Annotated in this window: 23 protein-coding genes and 1 other annotated feature; all 23 genes read left to right on the top strand. The window is 40.4% G+C overall.

Annotation, left to right across the window (positions count from 1 at the left end):
* Nucleotide 1: 1 nt before the first annotated feature.
* Nucleotides 2-883 carry a rod shape-determining protein MreC gene (gene mreC, locus MUO15_RS01070; RefSeq protein ID WP_245032762.1) on the top strand — a complete coding sequence of 294 codons (882 nt, stop codon included), beginning with the start codon at nucleotides 2-4 and terminating at the stop codon, nucleotides 881-883.
* A complete protein-coding gene (gene mreD / locus MUO15_RS01075) occupies nucleotides 880-1,320 on the top strand; it encodes a rod shape-determining protein MreD (RefSeq protein WP_245032764.1) in 441 nt (146 codons plus the stop codon). Before mreC ends, mreD begins: the two co-directional genes overlap by 4 nt.
* A gap of 131 nt (nucleotides 1,321-1,451) precedes the next feature.
* A complete protein-coding gene (minC, locus tag MUO15_RS01080; protein ID WP_318036181.1) occupies nucleotides 1,452-2,135 on the top strand; it encodes a septum site-determining protein MinC in 684 nt (227 codons plus the stop codon).
* The gene (gene minD / locus MUO15_RS01085) at nucleotides 2,128-2,925 is read left to right on the top strand and encodes a septum site-determining protein MinD (protein ID WP_245032768.1); all 798 of its coding nucleotides are present in this window, start codon (nucleotides 2,128-2,130) and stop codon (nucleotides 2,923-2,925) included. The genes minC and minD overlap by 8 nt, the downstream gene beginning before the upstream one ends.
* 631 nt (nucleotides 2,926-3,556) lie before the next feature.
* The gene (locus MUO15_RS01090; protein WP_245032770.1) at nucleotides 3,557-4,351 is read left to right on the top strand and encodes a M23 family metallopeptidase; all 795 of its coding nucleotides are present in this window, start codon (nucleotides 3,557-3,559) and stop codon (nucleotides 4,349-4,351) included.
* Nucleotides 4,352-4,434: 83 nt separating this feature from the next.
* On the top strand, nucleotides 4,435-5,190 hold the full coding sequence (locus tag MUO15_RS01095) for a site-2 protease family protein (RefSeq protein ID WP_256464181.1): 756 nt from the start codon (nucleotides 4,435-4,437) through the stop codon (nucleotides 5,188-5,190).
* 15 nt (nucleotides 5,191-5,205) lie between these two features.
* Nucleotides 5,206-6,633, top strand: coding sequence for a ribonuclease E/G (locus tag MUO15_RS01100; RefSeq protein ID WP_245032772.1), 1,428 nt, complete (start codon nucleotides 5,206-5,208; stop codon nucleotides 6,631-6,633).
* Nucleotides 6,634-6,669: 36 nt separating this feature from the next.
* Nucleotides 6,670-6,741 (top strand) — a sequence feature (ribosomal protein L21 leader region).
* 13 nt (nucleotides 6,742-6,754) lie between these two features.
* On the top strand, nucleotides 6,755-7,063 hold the full coding sequence (gene rplU / locus MUO15_RS01105) for a 50S ribosomal protein L21 (protein WP_245032774.1): 309 nt from the start codon (nucleotides 6,755-6,757) through the stop codon (nucleotides 7,061-7,063).
* Nucleotides 7,064-7,075: 12 nt separating this feature from the next.
* The gene (locus MUO15_RS01110; protein WP_245032776.1) at nucleotides 7,076-7,405 is read left to right on the top strand and encodes a ribosomal-processing cysteine protease Prp; all 330 of its coding nucleotides are present in this window, start codon (nucleotides 7,076-7,078) and stop codon (nucleotides 7,403-7,405) included.
* A 14-nt stretch (nucleotides 7,406-7,419) separates the two neighbouring features.
* Nucleotides 7,420-7,710 (top strand): 50S ribosomal protein L27, encoded by a 291-nt coding sequence (gene rpmA, locus MUO15_RS01115; protein WP_079530402.1) that lies wholly within the window; start codon nucleotides 7,420-7,422, stop codon nucleotides 7,708-7,710.
* Nucleotides 7,711-7,954: 244 nt separating this feature from the next.
* A complete protein-coding gene (locus tag MUO15_RS01120) occupies nucleotides 7,955-8,392 on the top strand; it encodes a Spo0B domain-containing protein (protein ID WP_245032778.1) in 438 nt (145 codons plus the stop codon).
* A gap of 89 nt (nucleotides 8,393-8,481) precedes the next feature.
* Nucleotides 8,482-9,762 carry a GTPase ObgE gene (gene obgE, locus MUO15_RS01125; RefSeq protein ID WP_245032780.1) on the top strand — a complete coding sequence of 427 codons (1,281 nt, stop codon included), beginning with the start codon at nucleotides 8,482-8,484 and terminating at the stop codon, nucleotides 9,760-9,762.
* 12 nt (nucleotides 9,763-9,774) lie between these two features.
* Nucleotides 9,775-10,224 carry an ACT domain-containing protein gene (locus MUO15_RS01130; RefSeq protein ID WP_244753471.1) on the top strand — a complete coding sequence of 150 codons (450 nt, stop codon included), beginning with the start codon at nucleotides 9,775-9,777 and terminating at the stop codon, nucleotides 10,222-10,224.
* 21 nt (nucleotides 10,225-10,245) lie between these two features.
* Complete coding sequence (pheA, locus tag MUO15_RS01135; protein WP_245032782.1) at nucleotides 10,246-11,109, top strand: prephenate dehydratase; 864 nt, start codon at nucleotides 10,246-10,248, stop codon at nucleotides 11,107-11,109.
* 230 nt (nucleotides 11,110-11,339) lie between these two features.
* Nucleotides 11,340-12,425: a SafA/ExsA family spore coat assembly protein gene (gene safA, locus MUO15_RS01140; protein WP_245032784.1), complete on the top strand. Its 1,086-nt coding sequence runs from the start codon at nucleotides 11,340-11,342 to the stop codon at nucleotides 12,423-12,425.
* A complete protein-coding gene (locus MUO15_RS01145) occupies nucleotides 12,415-13,377 on the top strand; it encodes an aminoglycoside phosphotransferase family protein (RefSeq protein ID WP_245032786.1) in 963 nt (320 codons plus the stop codon). Before safA ends, MUO15_RS01145 begins: the two co-directional genes overlap by 11 nt.
* Nucleotides 13,378-13,409: 32 nt before the next feature.
* Nucleotides 13,410-14,147, top strand: a complete 738-nt coding sequence (nadE, locus tag MUO15_RS01150; protein ID WP_245035790.1) for an NAD(+) synthase — start codon at nucleotides 13,410-13,412, stop codon at nucleotides 14,145-14,147.
* A 67-nt stretch (nucleotides 14,148-14,214) separates the two neighbouring features.
* Entirely contained in the window at nucleotides 14,215-14,769 is a 555-nt protein-coding gene (locus tag MUO15_RS01155; RefSeq protein ID WP_245032788.1) for a YhcN/YlaJ family sporulation lipoprotein, read from the top strand.
* A 78-nt stretch (nucleotides 14,770-14,847) separates the two neighbouring features.
* The gene (locus MUO15_RS01160) at nucleotides 14,848-15,600 is read left to right on the top strand and encodes a YebC/PmpR family DNA-binding transcriptional regulator (RefSeq protein ID WP_245032790.1); all 753 of its coding nucleotides are present in this window, start codon (nucleotides 14,848-14,850) and stop codon (nucleotides 15,598-15,600) included.
* A gap of 200 nt (nucleotides 15,601-15,800) precedes the next feature.
* Nucleotides 15,801-16,736: a tyrosine-type recombinase/integrase gene (locus MUO15_RS01165; RefSeq protein WP_245032792.1), complete on the top strand. Its 936-nt coding sequence runs from the start codon at nucleotides 15,801-15,803 to the stop codon at nucleotides 16,734-16,736.
* On the top strand, nucleotides 16,733-16,903 hold the full coding sequence (locus tag MUO15_RS01170; protein WP_245032794.1) for a hypothetical protein: 171 nt from the start codon (nucleotides 16,733-16,735) through the stop codon (nucleotides 16,901-16,903). The genes MUO15_RS01165 and MUO15_RS01170 overlap by 4 nt, the downstream gene beginning before the upstream one ends.
* 21 nt (nucleotides 16,904-16,924) lie before the next feature.
* Nucleotides 16,925-17,119: a hypothetical protein gene (locus tag MUO15_RS01175; protein WP_245032796.1), complete on the top strand. Its 195-nt coding sequence runs from the start codon at nucleotides 16,925-16,927 to the stop codon at nucleotides 17,117-17,119.
* A gap of 186 nt (nucleotides 17,120-17,305) precedes the next feature.
* Complete coding sequence (locus MUO15_RS01180) at nucleotides 17,306-18,136, top strand: hypothetical protein (RefSeq protein WP_245032798.1); 831 nt, start codon at nucleotides 17,306-17,308, stop codon at nucleotides 18,134-18,136.
* The last annotated feature ends 214 nt before the right edge of the window (nucleotides 18,137-18,350 follow it).

Genomic DNA, 18,350 nt, shown 5'->3' on the forward strand with positions numbered 1-18,350 from the left:
TATGCCTTCATTTTTTCGCAGAAAAAGACTAATGACCGTATTAATCGGTTTTGTAATTTTAGTAGTGCTTATTGGTTTTTCTATGAGAGATCGCAGTGAATTAACTATTCCAGAAAAATTCATTCAGGATACGGTGGGCTGGGCTCAAACTATCTTTCACTCCCCCGTCCAACTAGTTACGAATACAGCAAATAACATTCAGGATATGTTTAATGTTTATGAACAAAATGAGGTGTTAAAAGCCCGTTTAGCTGAGTATAAGGGACTCATCCAAGAAAATCAGCAATTGAAAAAAGATAATGAAGAATTAAGAGCAACGATTGATAAGACCAATTCTTTGAGTGATTATACTCCGATTCATGCCACTGTTATTGCCCGCAGCTCTGAGCGTTGGTTTAAACAAATGACGATTAATAGAGGGGAAGAACATGGGATAGAGAAAGATATGGCTGTCATTACAAGTGAGGGTATGGTTGGGAAAATAAAATCTGTCAGTGCCTTTCACTCAACTGTTCAATTATTGAGTGGTTTTGACCGGTCCAACAAGATTTCCTCATGGGTGTTACGTGAAGACAAAGAAAATGCCTTTGGGCTAATTGAAGGGTATGACATGGAGAGCGGCAAGTTATTGCTCGGAGGGATTAAGCAGGATGTGGAACTCAACAAAGGAGACGTTGTTATATCTTCAGGCTTAGGCGGTGTCTTTACTAAAAACCTACGAATCGGTAAGATCGATGAGGTTGTCAATGATCAATTTGGTTTAACGAAAACAGCTTATGTGGAACCATTCGCAGATTTATTTGACATTAATCATGTCATGGTGGTTGACCGAAAAATGGATACTATTACTGATGAGGAGCAGAATGGGGAAGAGGAGCAATGAGGCGGTATATAATAGCTGGTCTTCTGCTCATCTTACTCGTCATGCAAGGAATGGCTATGAGTTTGCTGCCAGCAAATCTTGTCTATTCAGATTTACTGATTACTCCACATTGGGTGTTGTGTTTAGTGATCATCATTGCAATCTTTTATGATAGGGACGATACTTACCATGCGATTTGGTATGGTATGATCTTTGGTTTGTTAATAGATGTCGCTTATACAGGTGTGCTTGGTGTATACATGGCAACGTATGCAACGACAGCCTACATTCTTCATGGCATAAAAAAAATGTTTCATGCTAATTTTATTGCCGCTTCACTATTAGCCATTCTTAGTGTGGCAATGGCTGATACGATGTTATATATCATTTATTCTTTTGTACAAGTAACCACATTCACCTGGGGGGATATGCCACATTGCGGTTGCTTCCTACAGTAGCGGCAAATATGATCTTTTTCATTATTTTATATCCTTTAGTGAAAAATCGTATAGAGCAGTGGTCTGAAGATTTAAATAATGCTTAGGGCATGAAAAGAGAATTGTTTAAGACTTTGAGGTGAGAGTTTGTGGTGTCTAACAGTCAGTTAGTAACAATTAAAGGAACAAGAGATGGATTAACGCTTCACTTAAACGATCAATGTTCATTTAAGTCCATAGTCAATGAGTTGGAACAAAAGCTTGCTATGAATGGGCTGGATCGTGATGAACCTATGATTCGAGTAACCATCCAGCTAGGAAAACGTTACTTAAGTGCTCAACAGCAAGAATCCTTAAGAGAAATCGTACGTGAAAGACAGAATCTTGTTGTAGAGTCGATTGATTCTGAAGTCATGACGAAGGATGAAGCGTTAGCTTGGAAAGAAGATACTGAGATTACCCCTGTTGTTAGAACAATACGATCCGGACAAATCGTAGAAATCAGAGGGGATATGTTATTAATTGGAGATGTCAATCCTGGGGGAGAAGTGATGGCTACGGGGAACATCTTCATTATGGGCAGTTTGCGAGGGGTGGCTCATGCTGGCGTCCATGGGGATAATAAAGCTGTCATAGCCGCCTCCTATATGATGCCTAACCAGCTCCGTATTGCTGACCAACTCTCTCGAGCACCGGATTACGAGTCAGAAGGCATGTATATGGGGTGTGGATTTATTGATGCTGCAGAAGGGGACATACGGATTGGTTCTCTGCAGGAAGTAACGAGAAGAAGACCTGATTTGGCGAGTTTTGAAAGGAGAATGCTTAATGGGTGAGGCAATTGTTATTACCTCTGGAAAGGGAGGGGTTGGAAAAACAACGACCACTGCTAATCTGGGGACCGCTTTGGCTCTTCAAAATAAGAAGGTATGCCTTGTGGACACCGACATTGGGCTTAGAAACTTAGATGTTGTAATGGGGCTTGAGAACAGAATTATTTACGATATTGTCGATGTAGTGGAAGAACGCTGTAAAACGAAGCAAGCATTAATTACAGATAAGCGCTTTGACTGCCTCCATTTATTACCTGCTGCCCAGACATCGGATAAATCTGCAGTTACACCAGAAGCCATAAAGGCGATTGTTGATGAGCTGAAACAAGAATATGACTATATTATTATTGATTGTCCAGCAGGTATTGAACAGGGCTACAAAAATGCTGTGGCTGGTGCAGACAAGGCCATAGTTATTTCTACACCAGAGAAATCAAGTGTCCGGGATGCCGACCGCATTATTGGTTTACTGGAACAGGAGGAAATTGAACCGCCTAAGCTTGTAATCAATCGGATTCGAAGCCATATGATGAAAAATGGCGATATGCTTGATGTTGATGAGGTCGTCAATATTCTTTCTATAGATTTACTTGGAATTGTGATCGATGACGATGCTGTTATTACGGGTTCTAACAAAGGGGAACCTGTGGCTCTGCAGCCTAATACTAAGGCATCGCTGGCCTACCGAAATATTGCCAGGCGTATCTTAGGTGAATCGGTTCCCTTGTTAAGTCTAGAAGAAGATTTAACGTTGATGGCAAAAGTAAAACGATTTTTTGGGATGCGTGCGTAAAAAGTGTGTACATAGCGGCTTTTCGAAGCTTATTTCGGAAGCCGTCTTTTTGTCGTCTAGCTCTAAAAAACTCCCCTGCATTAGGAAAGATCACTGAAAAAGTCTGTGTATGACAGCTAAGAACTTTTAGCTAATCGTTGAGGATGTACGCGTGAAAATATACACCAATGATTGTGGAATACCTATAACAAGTGATTTTTTATCACGATCTCACAGTGGCGGATCCGTTCATCCTAATGATCATAAGGGGACTGGGAAACGGCGAGACCCAGGAGGCTCGGCGTTCGCCCGCGGAAAACGAGTCGTTTCCCAGCCACCTTTCTCTTTTTTATATACTTACATGTTTTTATTCATCAGCTTGTCTATCTGAAGTCTTTGTACAAAAAATCATATGGCACAAAAATGACAAATACATTCCTTATAGAAATGAACAACCGTCATTTTTTCAGCGACCTCTTATTAGGATGATCACTAACTTAAATGATCTCAATATTATGAAAACTATACTTAAGTATCATCTCATATTCATCTTCACCATGAGAAAAATCTTTCTTGTTCACTACAATCGATTCATATTCATGATTTTCTGCCCATAGACTGATAGAAAAGGTGGAAGAGAGAAGGGGTTATAGTGAATAGGAGTATTGAGCATGTTCGAAAAAACATAGCTGAACGAAAACGTAATAAAGTAAAATCAACAGGATATGACCCGATTAAAAGAAAAATTGCCCCACCACAGGAAGAAGAGATGCATGGCTATCCTCCTGTGGTTACAGGTGAATTTAAAAATCCGCTAGCTGAAAAAAAGCGCAGTTCTTTTTTAGGTGTACAAGTTCTATTTTCTGTTTTGTTATTTACGGGGATCGTTGTTAGTGAAAAAACTGACCTGGCCATTACGGAGAAACCGGAGGCATGGCTTGTAAGCCAGCTTGAGGAAGAGTTTCCATTCGCAAGTGTAACAGCCTGGTATAATGAGCGTTTTGGTGATCCTTTGCAAATTGTACAGCCTAAAAAGGATGGTGAAACAGCTGTACAGTCTAAAGAGGATGGCGGAACAGCTCAGTTAGCATTACCTGTGAATGGCACGGTCACAGAACCTTTTCAAAATCATGGACGAGGCATTATTATGACTACTGATGGGGGTTCTAAAGTAAAGGCTGTTAAGCCAGGTACGGTTATTTTTGCAGGGAATGACGAGCAGACCGATAAAACCATCGTCATTCAGCACAAGGATGGTACAAATACGATCTATGGCTTTTTGTCATCCATCGATGTACATTTATATCAGCATATAGAGGCACAAGAGGCGATTGGGCAGTTAAATACAGCAGAAGGGGAAACGAAAGAATTTTTCTTTGCTGTGGAAAAGGACGAGCAATATTTAGATCCCATTGAAGTCATTAAAGTAGATGAAGGGTCTGACTAGTTATAAAAAGAATACGAATCCATCCTTTATTTTTCCTGCTCGCCTTTTCTGCCTTCCTCACGGGTGCATTTTATGAATTTATTATTTTATTTACCATCGTTGCTATCCATGAATGGGGACATTATGCGGCCGCTCGCTCTCACGGCTGGAGAGTATCTCACATTGAATTTTGGTTGTTTGGAGGAGCTGTTGTAAGTGATGAGCATTCGACAAGACCATTTAAGGAACAAGCCCATGTTATTTTATCCGGACCGATCCAGCATGTATGGATTGCTATCCTGCTTTTCCTCCTTCAATATTTTATGGGCCCCCATCCTTTAGTATCAACTGCCCTCCATTACAATGGACTTATCTTATTATTAAATTTATTACCTATTTGGCCTCTCGATGGCGGGAAGCTACTGTTTTATGTGTTAACACAACTTATGTCCTTCCAAAAGAGCCTTATGATGACTTTGTTTTTATCCTTCGTTTGTATCTTAACAGCGCTAATTGTGCTATTGCTTGATCAAAGAATGACACTTGCAGGGTTGCTGCTTACCGGCTTTTTACTTCTTGAGAACGGTTTAGAATGGAAGAGGCGGACGTTCACGTTTATGAGATACCTTATGTATGGTGTTCGAAGAGACCCTAATCAGTTAAAGGTAAAATACCTGTCGATAGATCCCAATACCCCAATTCGAAATGTCCTAAAAAATGTCCGAGCTAATCGCAGACATCTTTATATATTGAAACGAAAACCAGGTTTATATATAGTAGATGAACAGGAGTGTCTTCGCATGTTTATCGATCAAAAGAAGACAAGTCTTCGGATGGGGGATCTACCGAAAATTTTGTAGTAAAAGAGGGGTCACATGAGAACGATTGCCTTACATACACAGACGAGTGAACAAATAGGTCTTGTTTTAGAAAATAATGATGTCATCGAATATGTATCGACACGCCCGGAAGTGCGAACGCTTTCGGGCTCCATTTATTTGGGGAAGGTTAGTCATATAAATAAGGCTATCCAAGCAGCCTTTATCGACATTGGTGAAGAGCGGACTGGTTTTTTAAAAAAGGAATCCGTTCCATGGGCTCAAACATCTATTGAAGGCACATTAAAAGAAGGACAATCAATCACTGTCCAGGTCACAAAGGAACCTTCAGGCACAAAAGGTGCTCAGCTTAGCGCAGATATTACTGTTCCCGGGTTCTTCGTTATTTATCAACCTTATGGAAAAAGAACGGCTGTATCCAAGCGGGTCGATGCGGAGCAGGCAGAGGAGCTAAAGACGTGGACCAGCCAACAACTCGGCAAGGACGAAGGAGTGATCGTTCGTACAGCTGCATCAAAGGTTTCAACTCAAACGATTTTGAATGAAATCAACCAATTGAGGGATCTATGGACGAGACACATAAAGGCCAACACGACCGACCGATCGCATAAACTATTTGATGATCCCATTTTGCCCGACCAGCTCATTCGAAAGCACCCACTACCGCTTATTAAAGAAATCGTAGTTAATAATAGTAAGTTGGGCCAATGGATCAAGCAACGTTATCCAATACTTGCTGAAAAAGTTAAGTGGGTGAAAAGTGTTTCAACGTATACTGGTATTAGCATCAATGAGCTGCAATCTAAATTAATCCAACCTGTTGTTGTAACGGAACAAGGAATGGAACTGGTGATAGAACGGACGGAAGCGATGACGGTGATTGATATTAACAGTCACAAGTTCAAACAGAAGTCTTTATCTTCTTACCAAAAGCTTGAAATGAATAAAGCGGCAGCAGCAGAAGTAGCCAAGCAAATTCAGTTGCGAAATATTTCAGGTATCATTTTTGTTGATTTTATTTCTATGCAGGAGAAGAAGCAGGAGAAAGACCTTCAGAAATATATGTCTGGACTAGTGCGAAAAGATCCAGTGTCCACGACTATTTTAGGAATAACAAGGCTTGGTTTAATGGAAATCACGAGACATCGGCGCTTTAGCAATGTGAGTGAAGAGCTAAGTGCCAAGCAAAAACCAACTTTTTCTAAAGATACACTCATCTATCGCTTAGAACGTTATTTAACAGAGAATACCCAGAGTGAAGCTGTGTTGGTAGCTATTTCCTCTGATCTCTATAACCATAAAAAACAATTGCTTTCTAATTCTATTTCTAGTAAAATTCCACAGGAGTTATTTGTTAGACACGATGCTTCGATCATTGACTGGCAAATAGAGCTTGAAGGGTCACTTGATATGATCCAAACAGTCATCTCAGAACGTGTGTATCATGTTGACAACTTGTTTTGATCTGTGGTAACATTGTTATGTTATTCAAGTAGCACTTCATTGCTACAACCGCACAGAACAGGTTTTTAAACCGAAAACGGTACCTGAATGGCGAGTCTGAGTTAATTAAGGAGGTGCAGGTATGTACGCAATTATTGAAACTGGTGGAAAACAAATCAAAGTTCAAGAAGGTCAAGAAATTTACGTAGAGAAAGTAAACGTAGAAGCTGGCGAGACTGTAACTTTTGATAAAGTGCTTTTCGTAGGCGGAGACGACACAAAAGTTGGTGCTCCTTTCGTAGATGGTGCTTCAGTAACGGCTAAAGTTGACAAACAAGGTCGTCAGAAGAAACTTACTGTCTTCAAATACAAGCCGAAAAAGAACTACAAGCGTAAACAAGGTCACCGTCAGCCGTACACAAAACTTGTTGTTGAGAGCATCAAGGCATAAGGTGTCGGACTTATGATTACTGTTTCCGTGTTTCGCTTACATGGAGAAATCACAGGCTTTGAAGTTTCCGGGCATGCTGAAAGTGGTCCTTATGGCCATGATCTTGTCTGTGCTGCGGTTTCTGCTGTATCCTTTGGAGCAGTTAATGCCATTGTGAGTCTTTGTGAATTTGAGCCTGAAATTTCTCAGGGCGGTAAGGGCGGGTATTTAAAGGTGGCTTTACCCGATTATTTAGGTAAGACTGCTCATACTAAAGCTCAAACTTTACTTGAAGGAATGCAGGTGTCACTCGAAACGATAGAAAATGAATACAGCCAATATATTAAAATCACACAAATGTAAGGAGGTGCAAAGCCATGCTACGTCTTGATTTGCAGTTTTTTGCCTCTAAAAAAGGTGTTAGTAGTACAAAAAACGGTCGTGACTCTGAGTCTAAACGTCTTGGAGCGAAACGTGCAGATGGACAATCTGTAACAGGAGGATCTATCCTGTATCGTCAACGCGGAACAAAGGTTTACCCTGGTGAAAACGTTGGCCGTGGAGGAGACGACACACTATTCGCAAAAGTGGACGGTGTTGTGAAGTTCGAACGTTACGGACGTAACCGTAAGAAAGTGAGCGTTTATCCTGTAGCACAGGAAGCTTAAGTTCGATATAGTATGGTAACATACGTACATGTAAGCCGCGCTATGCTTATTGCATAAGCGCGGCTTTTTGTATGGTCTCTAAAGGAGGGGATGGACCTGAATGCTTTCGCTTTTCTGCTTTCCAGCTCCGAGGGCAGCCTTTCGCGACATAAGCAGTTCGCTTCAGCTTTTCTGTAACCATTCAGTTTCGCTGTGAATTTTGCTATACTTTTTAATAACATGAAAGGTAGAGGGGCTGTTTTAGTTGAGTAAAGAAGAGATGATTGCCATCCTTAGACATAAGCGCCATGACTGGATGAATCAAATACAATTGATCCAAGGCTATGCTTCCATGGGGAAAATAGATAAAGTACAAGCTCAAGTCGATAAAATTATACAAGAATCGGAGCAGGAGCGGAGGCTGCTGAATAGCAGCGCGTGCGATTTTTCTCTTTGGCTGCTTACATTTAATTGGAACCAGGATCAATATCGTTTAGAATACACTATTCAGAGAGATGTGGATTTACCCCGTCATGATCAAAGTTTGACGGCTTATGCAAAACGTTTACTGACATTGATGGATGAATTTCGCGAAAAAGATGAACTTTATGAAGGAAGTGTACAAGTTTATCAGGGAGTAGAACCGCATCAGCTAGGTGTAAGCTGGGAGTGGAGGGGGCTTTTACAGCACCAGAACAGTTAGATACGAAGCTTAATGATGAAGGATTTATCACATTCTACGATAGTAATGAACTTTTCATTGAAATGACGATTGAATAAGAGGTGAAGAATATGTTTGTTGATCAGGTCAAGGTATTTGTTAAAGGCGGCGATGGCGGTAATGGATTGGTTGCTTATCGACGTGAGAAATATGTTCCAATGGGAGGCCCAGCTGGCGGTGATGGGGGAAACGGTGGCGACGTTGTATTTGAAGTGGACGAAGGGCTAAATACCCTGATGGATTTTCGTTATCAACATCACTTTAAGGCAAAACGTGGAGAGAACGGTATGAATCAGAAACAGCATGGAAAAAATGCGCAAGATCTTGTTGTTAGTGTTCCTCCAGGCACAACCGTAAAAGATGCTGAGACAGATCGAGTTATTGCCGATTTAACTGAGCATAAACAAACAGCAGTGATCGCAAAAGGCGGCCGTGGCGGACGCGGGAATGCCCGTTTCGCAACACCGAGGAATCCTGCCCCGGAAATTGCGGAAAATGGGGAACCGGGCGAAGCGTTAGACGTGCAAGTGGAACTCAAGCTCCTTGCAGATGTAGGACTTGTTGGTTTTCCAAGTGTAGGAAAGTCGACGTTCCTTTCCGTAGTAACAGCAGCAAAACCAAAGATTGCTGATTATCACTTCACAACACTGGCACCGAACCTCGGGGTTGTAGAAAGTCAAGATCACCGTAGTTTTGTACTGGCTGATTTACCGGGATTAATTGAAGGTGCGCACGAAGGAGTTGGCCTTGGTCATCAATTCTTACGGCATGTGGAACGGACACGTTTACTATTACATGTAGTTGATATGGCTTCTTTAGAGGGACGCGACCCTTATGAGGATTATGTAACCATTAATCATGAACTGGCTTCCTATGATGAGCGTTTAGCAAAGCGGCCACAAATCATCGTTGCAAATAAACTAGACATTCCTGAAGCGGAAGAAAAGCTAGCTGCTTTTAAAGAAAAAGTCGGTGATGTCCCTGTTTTTCCGGTTTCTACTGTTACACGGAAGGGACTTGATGAGCTCTTATATGCTGTAGCCGATCGTCTTGATCAAATTCCGAAACAAGAAGAACAACCGATTGAGGAAATTGATGAACGAGTAGTATATAAATATGAAAAAGAAGAAGCACCATTTAAAGTGACAAGAGCTGATGATGGAGCCTATGTTCTTTATGGCGAGAAAATTGAATCCGTGTTCAGACGAACAGACTTTTCACGAGATCAGTCCATTAACCGGTTTGCCAGACAAATGCGCGGAATGGGTGTAGATGAAGAATTGAGAAAACGTGGAGCAAAGGACGGGGATACCGTCAGGCTTCTCGACTATGAATTTGAATTTGTTGATTAAGGGGGTATAGGAATGGCGGATTATAATGAACAGTTTTATTTAGTCCGTAGTGATATTCTCCCTGAAGCGATGAGGAAAACGATCGATGCGAAAGCATTACTTGAACGTGGAAAAGCTGAATCCATTTTTGAAGCCGTTCAGCATGTCGGCCTCTCTCGAAGTGCTTTTTACAAGTACAGGGATGCCGTCTTTCCTTTTCAAGCTATGGTTAAGGAGCAAATGATCACTTTGTTCTTCCACCTGGAAGATCGTGCTGGGACACTATCAAACCTATTGCTAACTGTAGCGGAATCAGGTTGTAATGTGTTGACGATACACCAAACGATTCCCTTACAAGGGAAAGCAAACGTAACTTTGTCCTTAAATACAACAGGGATGATGTACACAATTGAGAAATTATTACAAAAGCTTCATAAGTTAGACTTCGTCGATCGAGTAGAAGTTTTGAGTTCAGGGGCTTAATGTTAGGAGAAGTGAGGATTAGTGCAACGAATTGGTTATTTGGGACCTAAAGGAACGTTTACCAAAATGGCAGCGGATGCCTTTTTTGAAGAGGGGTCATTTATAGGCTACGAAAGCATACCGGCATGTTTGGATGCTGTGGAGAGTGGAGATGTTGATTTAGGGGTTGTGCCGATTGAGAATGCGATTGAAGGTTCTGTGCACTTAACGATTGATTATTTGATCCATGAAGTCAATCAAGCTGTAATTGCAGAATTAACCGTTCCCATTCAGCAGCATCTCCTCGTCCATCCTGACTATGACGGGGGAGGATTTACTCACATTTATTCCCATAGTCAGGCGCTTGCCCAGTGTCAACAATACTTATATAAAAATTATCCAACGGCTGAACTTTCCTATACTGCTTCAACAGGAAGAGCGGCAGAGATTGTGGCTGAAAAAGGGATTCATACCGCCGCTATAGGAAACCATTTAGCTGCAGAGCAAACTGGTTTAACTATATTAAAAGCGAATATTCATGATTATGAAAATAACCATACACGTTTCGCTGTTGTCCAGAAAACACCTTCCCCGTTAAATGCGGGCAATCATTCTATTCAGAAACATAAGACCACCATCATGGTTACGCTTCCTAAAGATTATGTTGGCGCACTTCATCAAGTGCTTTCAGCATTTGCCTGGAGAAAGATGAACCTTTCTAAAATCGAGTCAAGACCAATGAAGACGGGGCTTGGCAACTACTTCTTTCTAATAGATGTTGATCAACCCTTTGATGATGTTTTGTTTCCAGGGGTCAAAGCTGAGCTTGAAATGCTGGGATGCAAGTTGAAACTGCTTGGAACCTATCCTAGTTACCTAATGGAAATTAATTCACCCAATAGTTAAGGAAACCCACATTCTTTCTCACTAAACTATACCTCGATAAACGGTTACTTTAAAAAGTCCGTTTACCGGGGTTTTTCGGTCTTCTAAAAGTGTCTTTCAGGGAGCCTCTGATTTCTAACAAAAATAAATATGGGCAAATTCATCAACCTTTGCTGCTTTCTTGCATAGAGTGTTATGAAGCTATTATTGTTGTCTTATCAATTTATAGATCACAGGAAGGAGTTGCAACTGTGAGAATTCACATTGTGCAAAAAGGCGATACACTCTGGAAAATATCAAAAAAATATGGGGTTGATTTTGAAGAGTTAAAAGGTTTAAATACCCAGCTCTCAAATCCCGATATGATTATGCCTGGGATGAAGATTAAGGTCCCTCAAGGGGCAAAGCCCGTCAAAAAAGAGGCACCGAAAAAGGAAATGCCTGCAAAGCATCCTTATAAAGACCAGTCACCGAAACCAATGCCGGTTATTAAAGAAGATGAGAAAATGCCTAATCATAAGCCAGCTAAAGAAAAGCCAATGATGCCAGTACAAATGCCGATGATGGAGCAGGAAGTACAAAACTATTACACGACATTTCATTTACCTCAAATGCCAGCACCTGAACAACCTAAACAACCTAAGCCACCTAAGCAACCTGCACAGCAACCCATGCATCCTGAACAACCTAAATATTCTAAAGAAAAAGAGCCGAATCATGACATGCCTTCCCCTGGCAACGAAGAACAATATGTGCCTGGACATCAAATAGAAGAACATTATATGCCAATGCAGCAGCATCATATTCCATACCCACCAATGATGCCACAAGGTCAGCTTGTATATAGTGATTGTTATTGCTGTCCGCCACAACACTATCCTATGATGCAAGGAATGCAAGACCCTTATCAGCAACAGCCAATGGTGCAAGGAATGCAGTATCCTCCTCAACAACAAATGATGCATGGGATGCAGCAGCCAAATCAACCGCAGCCTATGATGCCCTGGCAGTCTTGGGATGGAGAAGAGTGGGATTCACCTTCCCAAGATATGAATATGCCTGCCTATCATATGCCAGTTTCTGATTGTGGATGTGGTGGGGGACACCAAATGCCACAGCCATATGGTTATCCGCAGCAAATGTATGGCGGGTATCCCCAACAATTTATGGGCCCACAGATGGGTGGCTGGCCTCAGGAGCAGATGTATGGCGGCCCACAAATGTATGGAGCCCCACAAATGGGAGGATGGCCCCAACAACCTATGAATGGTGATCCGCAAATGGAAAATTGGAATCAAAATCAACCTTGGCGAGATGATGATGAAGATGACGAGTAAGGAAAGAAAGGGCGATTCGTATACGGATCGCCTTTTTCATTGGCTCAATTCAAAGGAAAAACTTAGAATATCTCATGATCTTACGATTAAACCTAAGGTATATAAAGCCTATTATCATAACAAACCTGTCCTTTTAAAGGGATATCGTCGTTCCCGAGTGCTAACTCAACAAGTGGAATTTTTTAATCATTGGTATGAAGCTGGATCGATTGCTGCTGTGCCTCTTGCCTTTCCGGATGGAAGCTTTACGAAGAGCAAGCTTGGTTGTGAGTGGGGAATATTTAATTGGATTGAGGGACGACATGCAGATTTTAAGGTGCGAGAAGACCGAATTAAAACCTATGCCGTACTGAGACAATTTCATAGGAGTACAAGAGGAATCTCTATGCTGTCCATTCCAAAGGATCCCCTCTATATCAAATGGGCGGAACGTATAAAGCAGTTTGAGGATACGGAACAGGTGTTTCACTCGTATCGAAAAAAAAGATTGTATGATGAAATTCACACAACTATGGAAAAACAGCTTTCCCGTTTCACCGATAACCCCTGGGGAGAAATTGAACAGTCAGCATGGGAGCAACACGAATGGCTGCACGGCGATGTAGCCCACCATAACTTTATTATAGATCGTAATCAAAAAGCGAAAATCATTGATTTCGATTTATTGTACACTGGTCCGAAACTGTATGATGATATCCAGATTGCTCAACGGTTTCTTCCACATTTGGAAGGATATAAATCGGAATTTTTTAGTTTGTTTAATAGGGTTAAACAGCCCAGACTATGGCTGCAAGGGGTCTTGGTTCCAGCTGATTTGTTGAGGGAATGGCTTTACGCCTATCGCAGGTGTTTAAGGGAGGAAGCCTCTCTATCCCTACTCCTAAGTAAGCTTGAGAGAGCGTGGGGGACACGGAAGAGGTTTGTTCGTTACACAGAATATATGCTAAAATAAAGCATTATGAGTGTGAAAGGATGAACAAGTTCGTGGAGGAAAAAGTAGAACAACTCGTTAAATGGTTACGTGAAAAAGTTAAAGAAGCGAATGTAGAAGGTTTATTGGTTGGGGTAAGCGGCGGGATTGATTCAGCTGTGGTCGCGCATTTAATTAAGTGTGCATGTCCTGAGCATGCTTTAGGAGTGATCATGCCATGTAAAAATCAATCCAGTGATCAAGAGCACGCTCTTAAGGTAACTGAATCGTGCGGTATATCTTCGCTGACTATAGATTTAACTGAAACACATAATACTATGTTTCCATCCATACAAAAACAACTAAACGATGCTAATGCCTTAAATGAGCAGCAGCAACAGCTTGCTGATGCAAATTTACGAGCACGTCTGAGGATGAGCACCCTTTATACAGTAGCCACAAATCACCGCTATCTCGTCGTGGGTACTGACAATGCAGCGGAATGGCATACAGGTTACTTTACTAAGTTTGGAGATGGCGGTGTGGATCTTGTTCCGCTCATCCACCTGACTAAAGGCGAGGTAAAAGAGATGGCAAAACATCTAGGAGTACCCACTGAAATTATCCATAAGAAACCTAGTGCTGGGCTATGGGAGGGACAAACAGATGAAAATGAGATGGGAACTAGCTATGATAAGATTGATCATTACTTAAAAGGCGGAGAGATTCCGGAAAAAGATCAAATAATAATTGACCAGCTCCATAAGCGTTCAGCCCATAAACGTCAGCTTCCAGCTGCTCCGCCTCGATAATTACCTAATATTAACTGATTAAAACATTCTTCTTAGCCCATAGTAATGGGAAAAGGAGAATGTTTTAATGTGGAAAATAATAACGATATCCTTATTGAGTGGTACATTTCTTAGCGGTTGTCAAGCTGAGGAGCCAGCAGAAACAGGAGAAGGCAGTTACTTATATGAACCTGTTGAATACGGAGATAAAGAAGCAGAAGACCATGATGGGAGAATCCCGACAGGGGAAGACAGTTACTTCAAACGTAGAACAGATGAAGAAATGCGTAATACGAAATATAACGAATCCAACCGCTCTCACGATAACGATTTCAACAATGAAGATGCGATGGAAATTACTCATGCAGTAAACGAATTTGACGAGGTCACACAAACGCAGACTTTTACGAATGGGGAAAGAGTATATGTAGCTGTGATGATTAACCCTTATGATCGCAGAAATGGTCAGGTGGTTAATAAAGTTCGTGAAAAAGTGGAGTCAATGACAGATCTTCCGGTGATTGTCTACTCAAACAATAGTCAATGGGAAGATATGAAAGACATGAATGCAAGACTGAAAGCCACACAAGCACCAGAGAACATTAGGGAAAGAGTAACGAATTTCTTCAAGCAAAACAAATAACCTTGATTCTTAAAATCGATATGAAAATGTGATATATTGTTGTAGGATAAACTTGCTCTGAGGAGAGGAGAACTACCTATGGCTGGACATTCGAAATGGAATAATATTAAACGTCGTAAAGGGGCACAAGATGCCAAACGCGGCAAAATTTTTATGAGGCTCGCCCGTGAAATTTTCATGGCTGCCAAAGAAGGCGGCGGAGACCCTGATATGAATTCGAACCTTCGTTTAGCAGTAGATAAAGCGAAGTCTAACAATATGCCAAACGAGAATATAGATCGTGCGATTAAAAAGGCAACCGGAGACCTTGATGGGGTTCATTACGAAGAATTCACGTACGAAGGGTATGGTCCAGGTGGTGTTGCTGTTATGGTGAAAGTGTTAACAGATAATAAAAATCGAACCGCTGCGGATGTGCGTCACGCTTTTAACAAAAATGATGGGAACTTGGGTGAAAATGGCTGTGTGTCATTTATGTTTGATCGTAAAGGCTATCTCGTCATTGACAGGGAGACAACTAATATAGACGAAGAAGAGCTGATGCTTGAGGTCATTGAAGCGGGTGCAGAGGAAATGGAAACGGGTGAAGAACAATTTGAAATCTTCACTACTCCAGAAGCCTTTACTGCAGTAAAAGCAGCTCTCGAAGCAAGCGGTCATACTTTTGAGACTTCGGAAGTAACGATGTTTCCAACCACTTATACACCGCTTGAGCAAGAAGGCGTGGAAAAAATGTTAAAGCTTATCGATATGCTTGAGGATAACGATGATGTCCAGGACATTTATCATAACTTAGATGCTGATGACGAAATTCTTGAACAACTCTCATAAGATGAATCCTCATTTATAATAGCTTCTGTTTCTGTACATTTTGGGAAGTTCAAAAAAACAGAAATCAGGCTAAAAAGTCGAGAGTTTATGATATACATGAGCTATTTTCGAGTATCTAATTGTGATAAATAAAATAACCGTATATTTAAGGTCAATGACACCTTTCTTGTGTAGAAAAAATTACATGAGGGAGGTGTTTTTTGTTGTTGCTGGACGATTTATTTAAAGAGTATTGCTTTGAAATTGAAGTAAGGGGATATACCAACCGAACGATTAAAAGCTATCGACAATCGGTTAATAGGATGATGATATACCTCCAAAAAACTCACAAAATTACAATGTTAGATGAGATTAAGACAAAGCATTTAAAGAGTTATTTTCTTCATCTGAAAAGTAAGGGGAGAAAAGAAAGTTACATCAACTCGATTCACCGAACTATACGTTCTTTCTTCCGATACTGTGAGCAAGAGGAATATTTAACTGAATCAGAAAATCCAGTCAATAATTTATCATGGATTAAGCAACCAAATACATTAATTGAGACATTTAATGACGGTGAACTTAGGGGTATGTTAAACGCTTATGATGCTAAAACGTTCTTAAATTGCCGCAACAAAGTAATCATAATGGCTTTGTGTGATCTTGGCATAAGAAATTTTGAGTTGTGTTCTTTATCCTCAGATAACGTTATGGAAACTACAGTCAAGATTTACGGTAAAGGTAAGAAAGAGCGATACATTTACATTAGTCCCATGCTAAAAAAATTCATGATTAAATATGAACGGCTAAAAAATAGCTACTTTAGGGATCGAGTTATAGAGTATAACAACTACTTCTTATCGTTTACAGGCAGGCCATTAACCTTAGAAGCTGTTGAGCGTATCGTCAAGTTGGCTGGAGAGAAAGCGAAGGTTAGAAGTCATATTCGATGTTCTCCGCATACTCTAAGACATTACTTTAGTCAGAAGCAATTGGAGTTAGGGGCTGATGTTTATTCTATATCCGTCCTGTTGGGTCATGAATCAATTGACGTTACGAAAAGGTATCTCCAATCCATTGAGAAACAGAAAATTGTTCATAATGCGGTGAAAACAAGTCCATTGATGAACTTGACTAAAGGGAGGACTAAGAATTGAGGGTAACTAATCAATCTGAGTTACAAACAATCGTTATTGAAGCCTCATATGATGAAGCAGCAAAGATAAAAAATGCTTTGCATTGCTGGGCAAAATTAGCGGAGGACAAACAAGCTAGGAAATTGCTTGAACAGGTTAGTAATCCAGAACTTAAATTAAACAAATAAATGAAATAAGGAGAGGTTCAGATGGAAAATAGTCTTATCTCAAAAGGAATTATTGTAGGGGAAAATGAAAATGAGTTTGTTCCAAATACGGAAGGCTGCAAGGCGGTTATTGTCGATCAAGAGGAAATGGACTACAACGAGCAATATTATTTAGCTTACCTTCCTGAGTTAGATGAAGAAATATGGCTTGCAGATAACGAATTTACTCTAATTTAAACAAAAATAAAGAGGGGTAGAGACGGCAATCTCTTTCCCCTCTATTGGCGTATCGCACCATACTGCAACTCGCCAGTTAACCAATGTAATGTTATTATAACAGACCTTCAAAAAATAGGAAAGTTATAAATTGGTGTGGTATGCCTTCATGACAGAACTAACGTTCGTATATGGAGGTAATGGAGAATGTTTACAAGTGGGGAAGTAAAGAAATTTAAAAAGCTATCTCAATTTAAAGATATAGAAGGTTTTAACAACTCATTCGAGCAACATATGGTCGATCACAAGGACTCATTTACTAAAAGTGAAATGGTGGCTCTTAGAAGGCTTGTACGCTTTTCTTGTAAGGTTGCAGGGGTTTGCTATGCAAAGATACAAACAATCGTCTCAGCTACCCATGAAAAGGGTGATCTAGGTGGTATAAGTCGATCTAGCTTTGAACGTATGTTAAGGAAGGCTAAAAAGCTCAACATTGTCTCAGTACATAACACCATGAGGAAAGGTAAGAAAGGACATAACGTGTATGTTTTCAATCGTTACAAGTCCGTTAAACAGAAGGTTGTTTCTTTTCCTTCTAATAATGAAGTAGTGAATGATGAGAAAATTGACGTATCGAAAACTAGCAATCTTTTAGAATCTATCAATCCTTTAAAAGAACGTAAGGGATTCGAAAATCATTTAAGCCATCAATATGTATCAAGTAATATTCCTAAACAGCTAACTAATACAGTTAGAAGTCATTTTGACTGTGCTGAAACGATTTATAAAGTATGGAATAGACTAACCCTTGCTACACGTAAACAAGGCTCAGAGTGGCTTAAATTTGACTATATTGAGGAATATGCTGCAACTTATAGGGAAGTAATTGATAAATATAAGCAAAAACGGATTAGAGGGGATCTTTTTGGGTATCTGTACGGATCTTTTTGTAATAAGACTGGTGAAATTATTCGGAGGTTAAACGCTGATAAATCAGTATTATTCAGCATGTTTAAAGAAGTTTTTGAGGAAATTTAAAAAAAGATACAAAAAAATCTCTTAAAAAGGTTGCAATTAAGAGTTAGATAGTTTAATATTGAGTCAGGTGTCTGCAAGCGATAAAAATACTTATAGCATTTTCTCAATTCCTAAGTCGAAGTTTACACGATAGAGAATGAGAAGTCAAGCCTTTAAGGGGGATTTTATAGAAAAGATGAAAAAACTTTGTTGTGAGTAGGTTTAGTCAATGGAC

This window comes from Halobacillus amylolyticus, from assembly GCF_022921115.1.
Taxonomy (GTDB): Bacteria; Bacillota; Bacilli; order Bacillales; family Halobacillaceae; genus Halobacillus_A; species Halobacillus_A amylolyticus.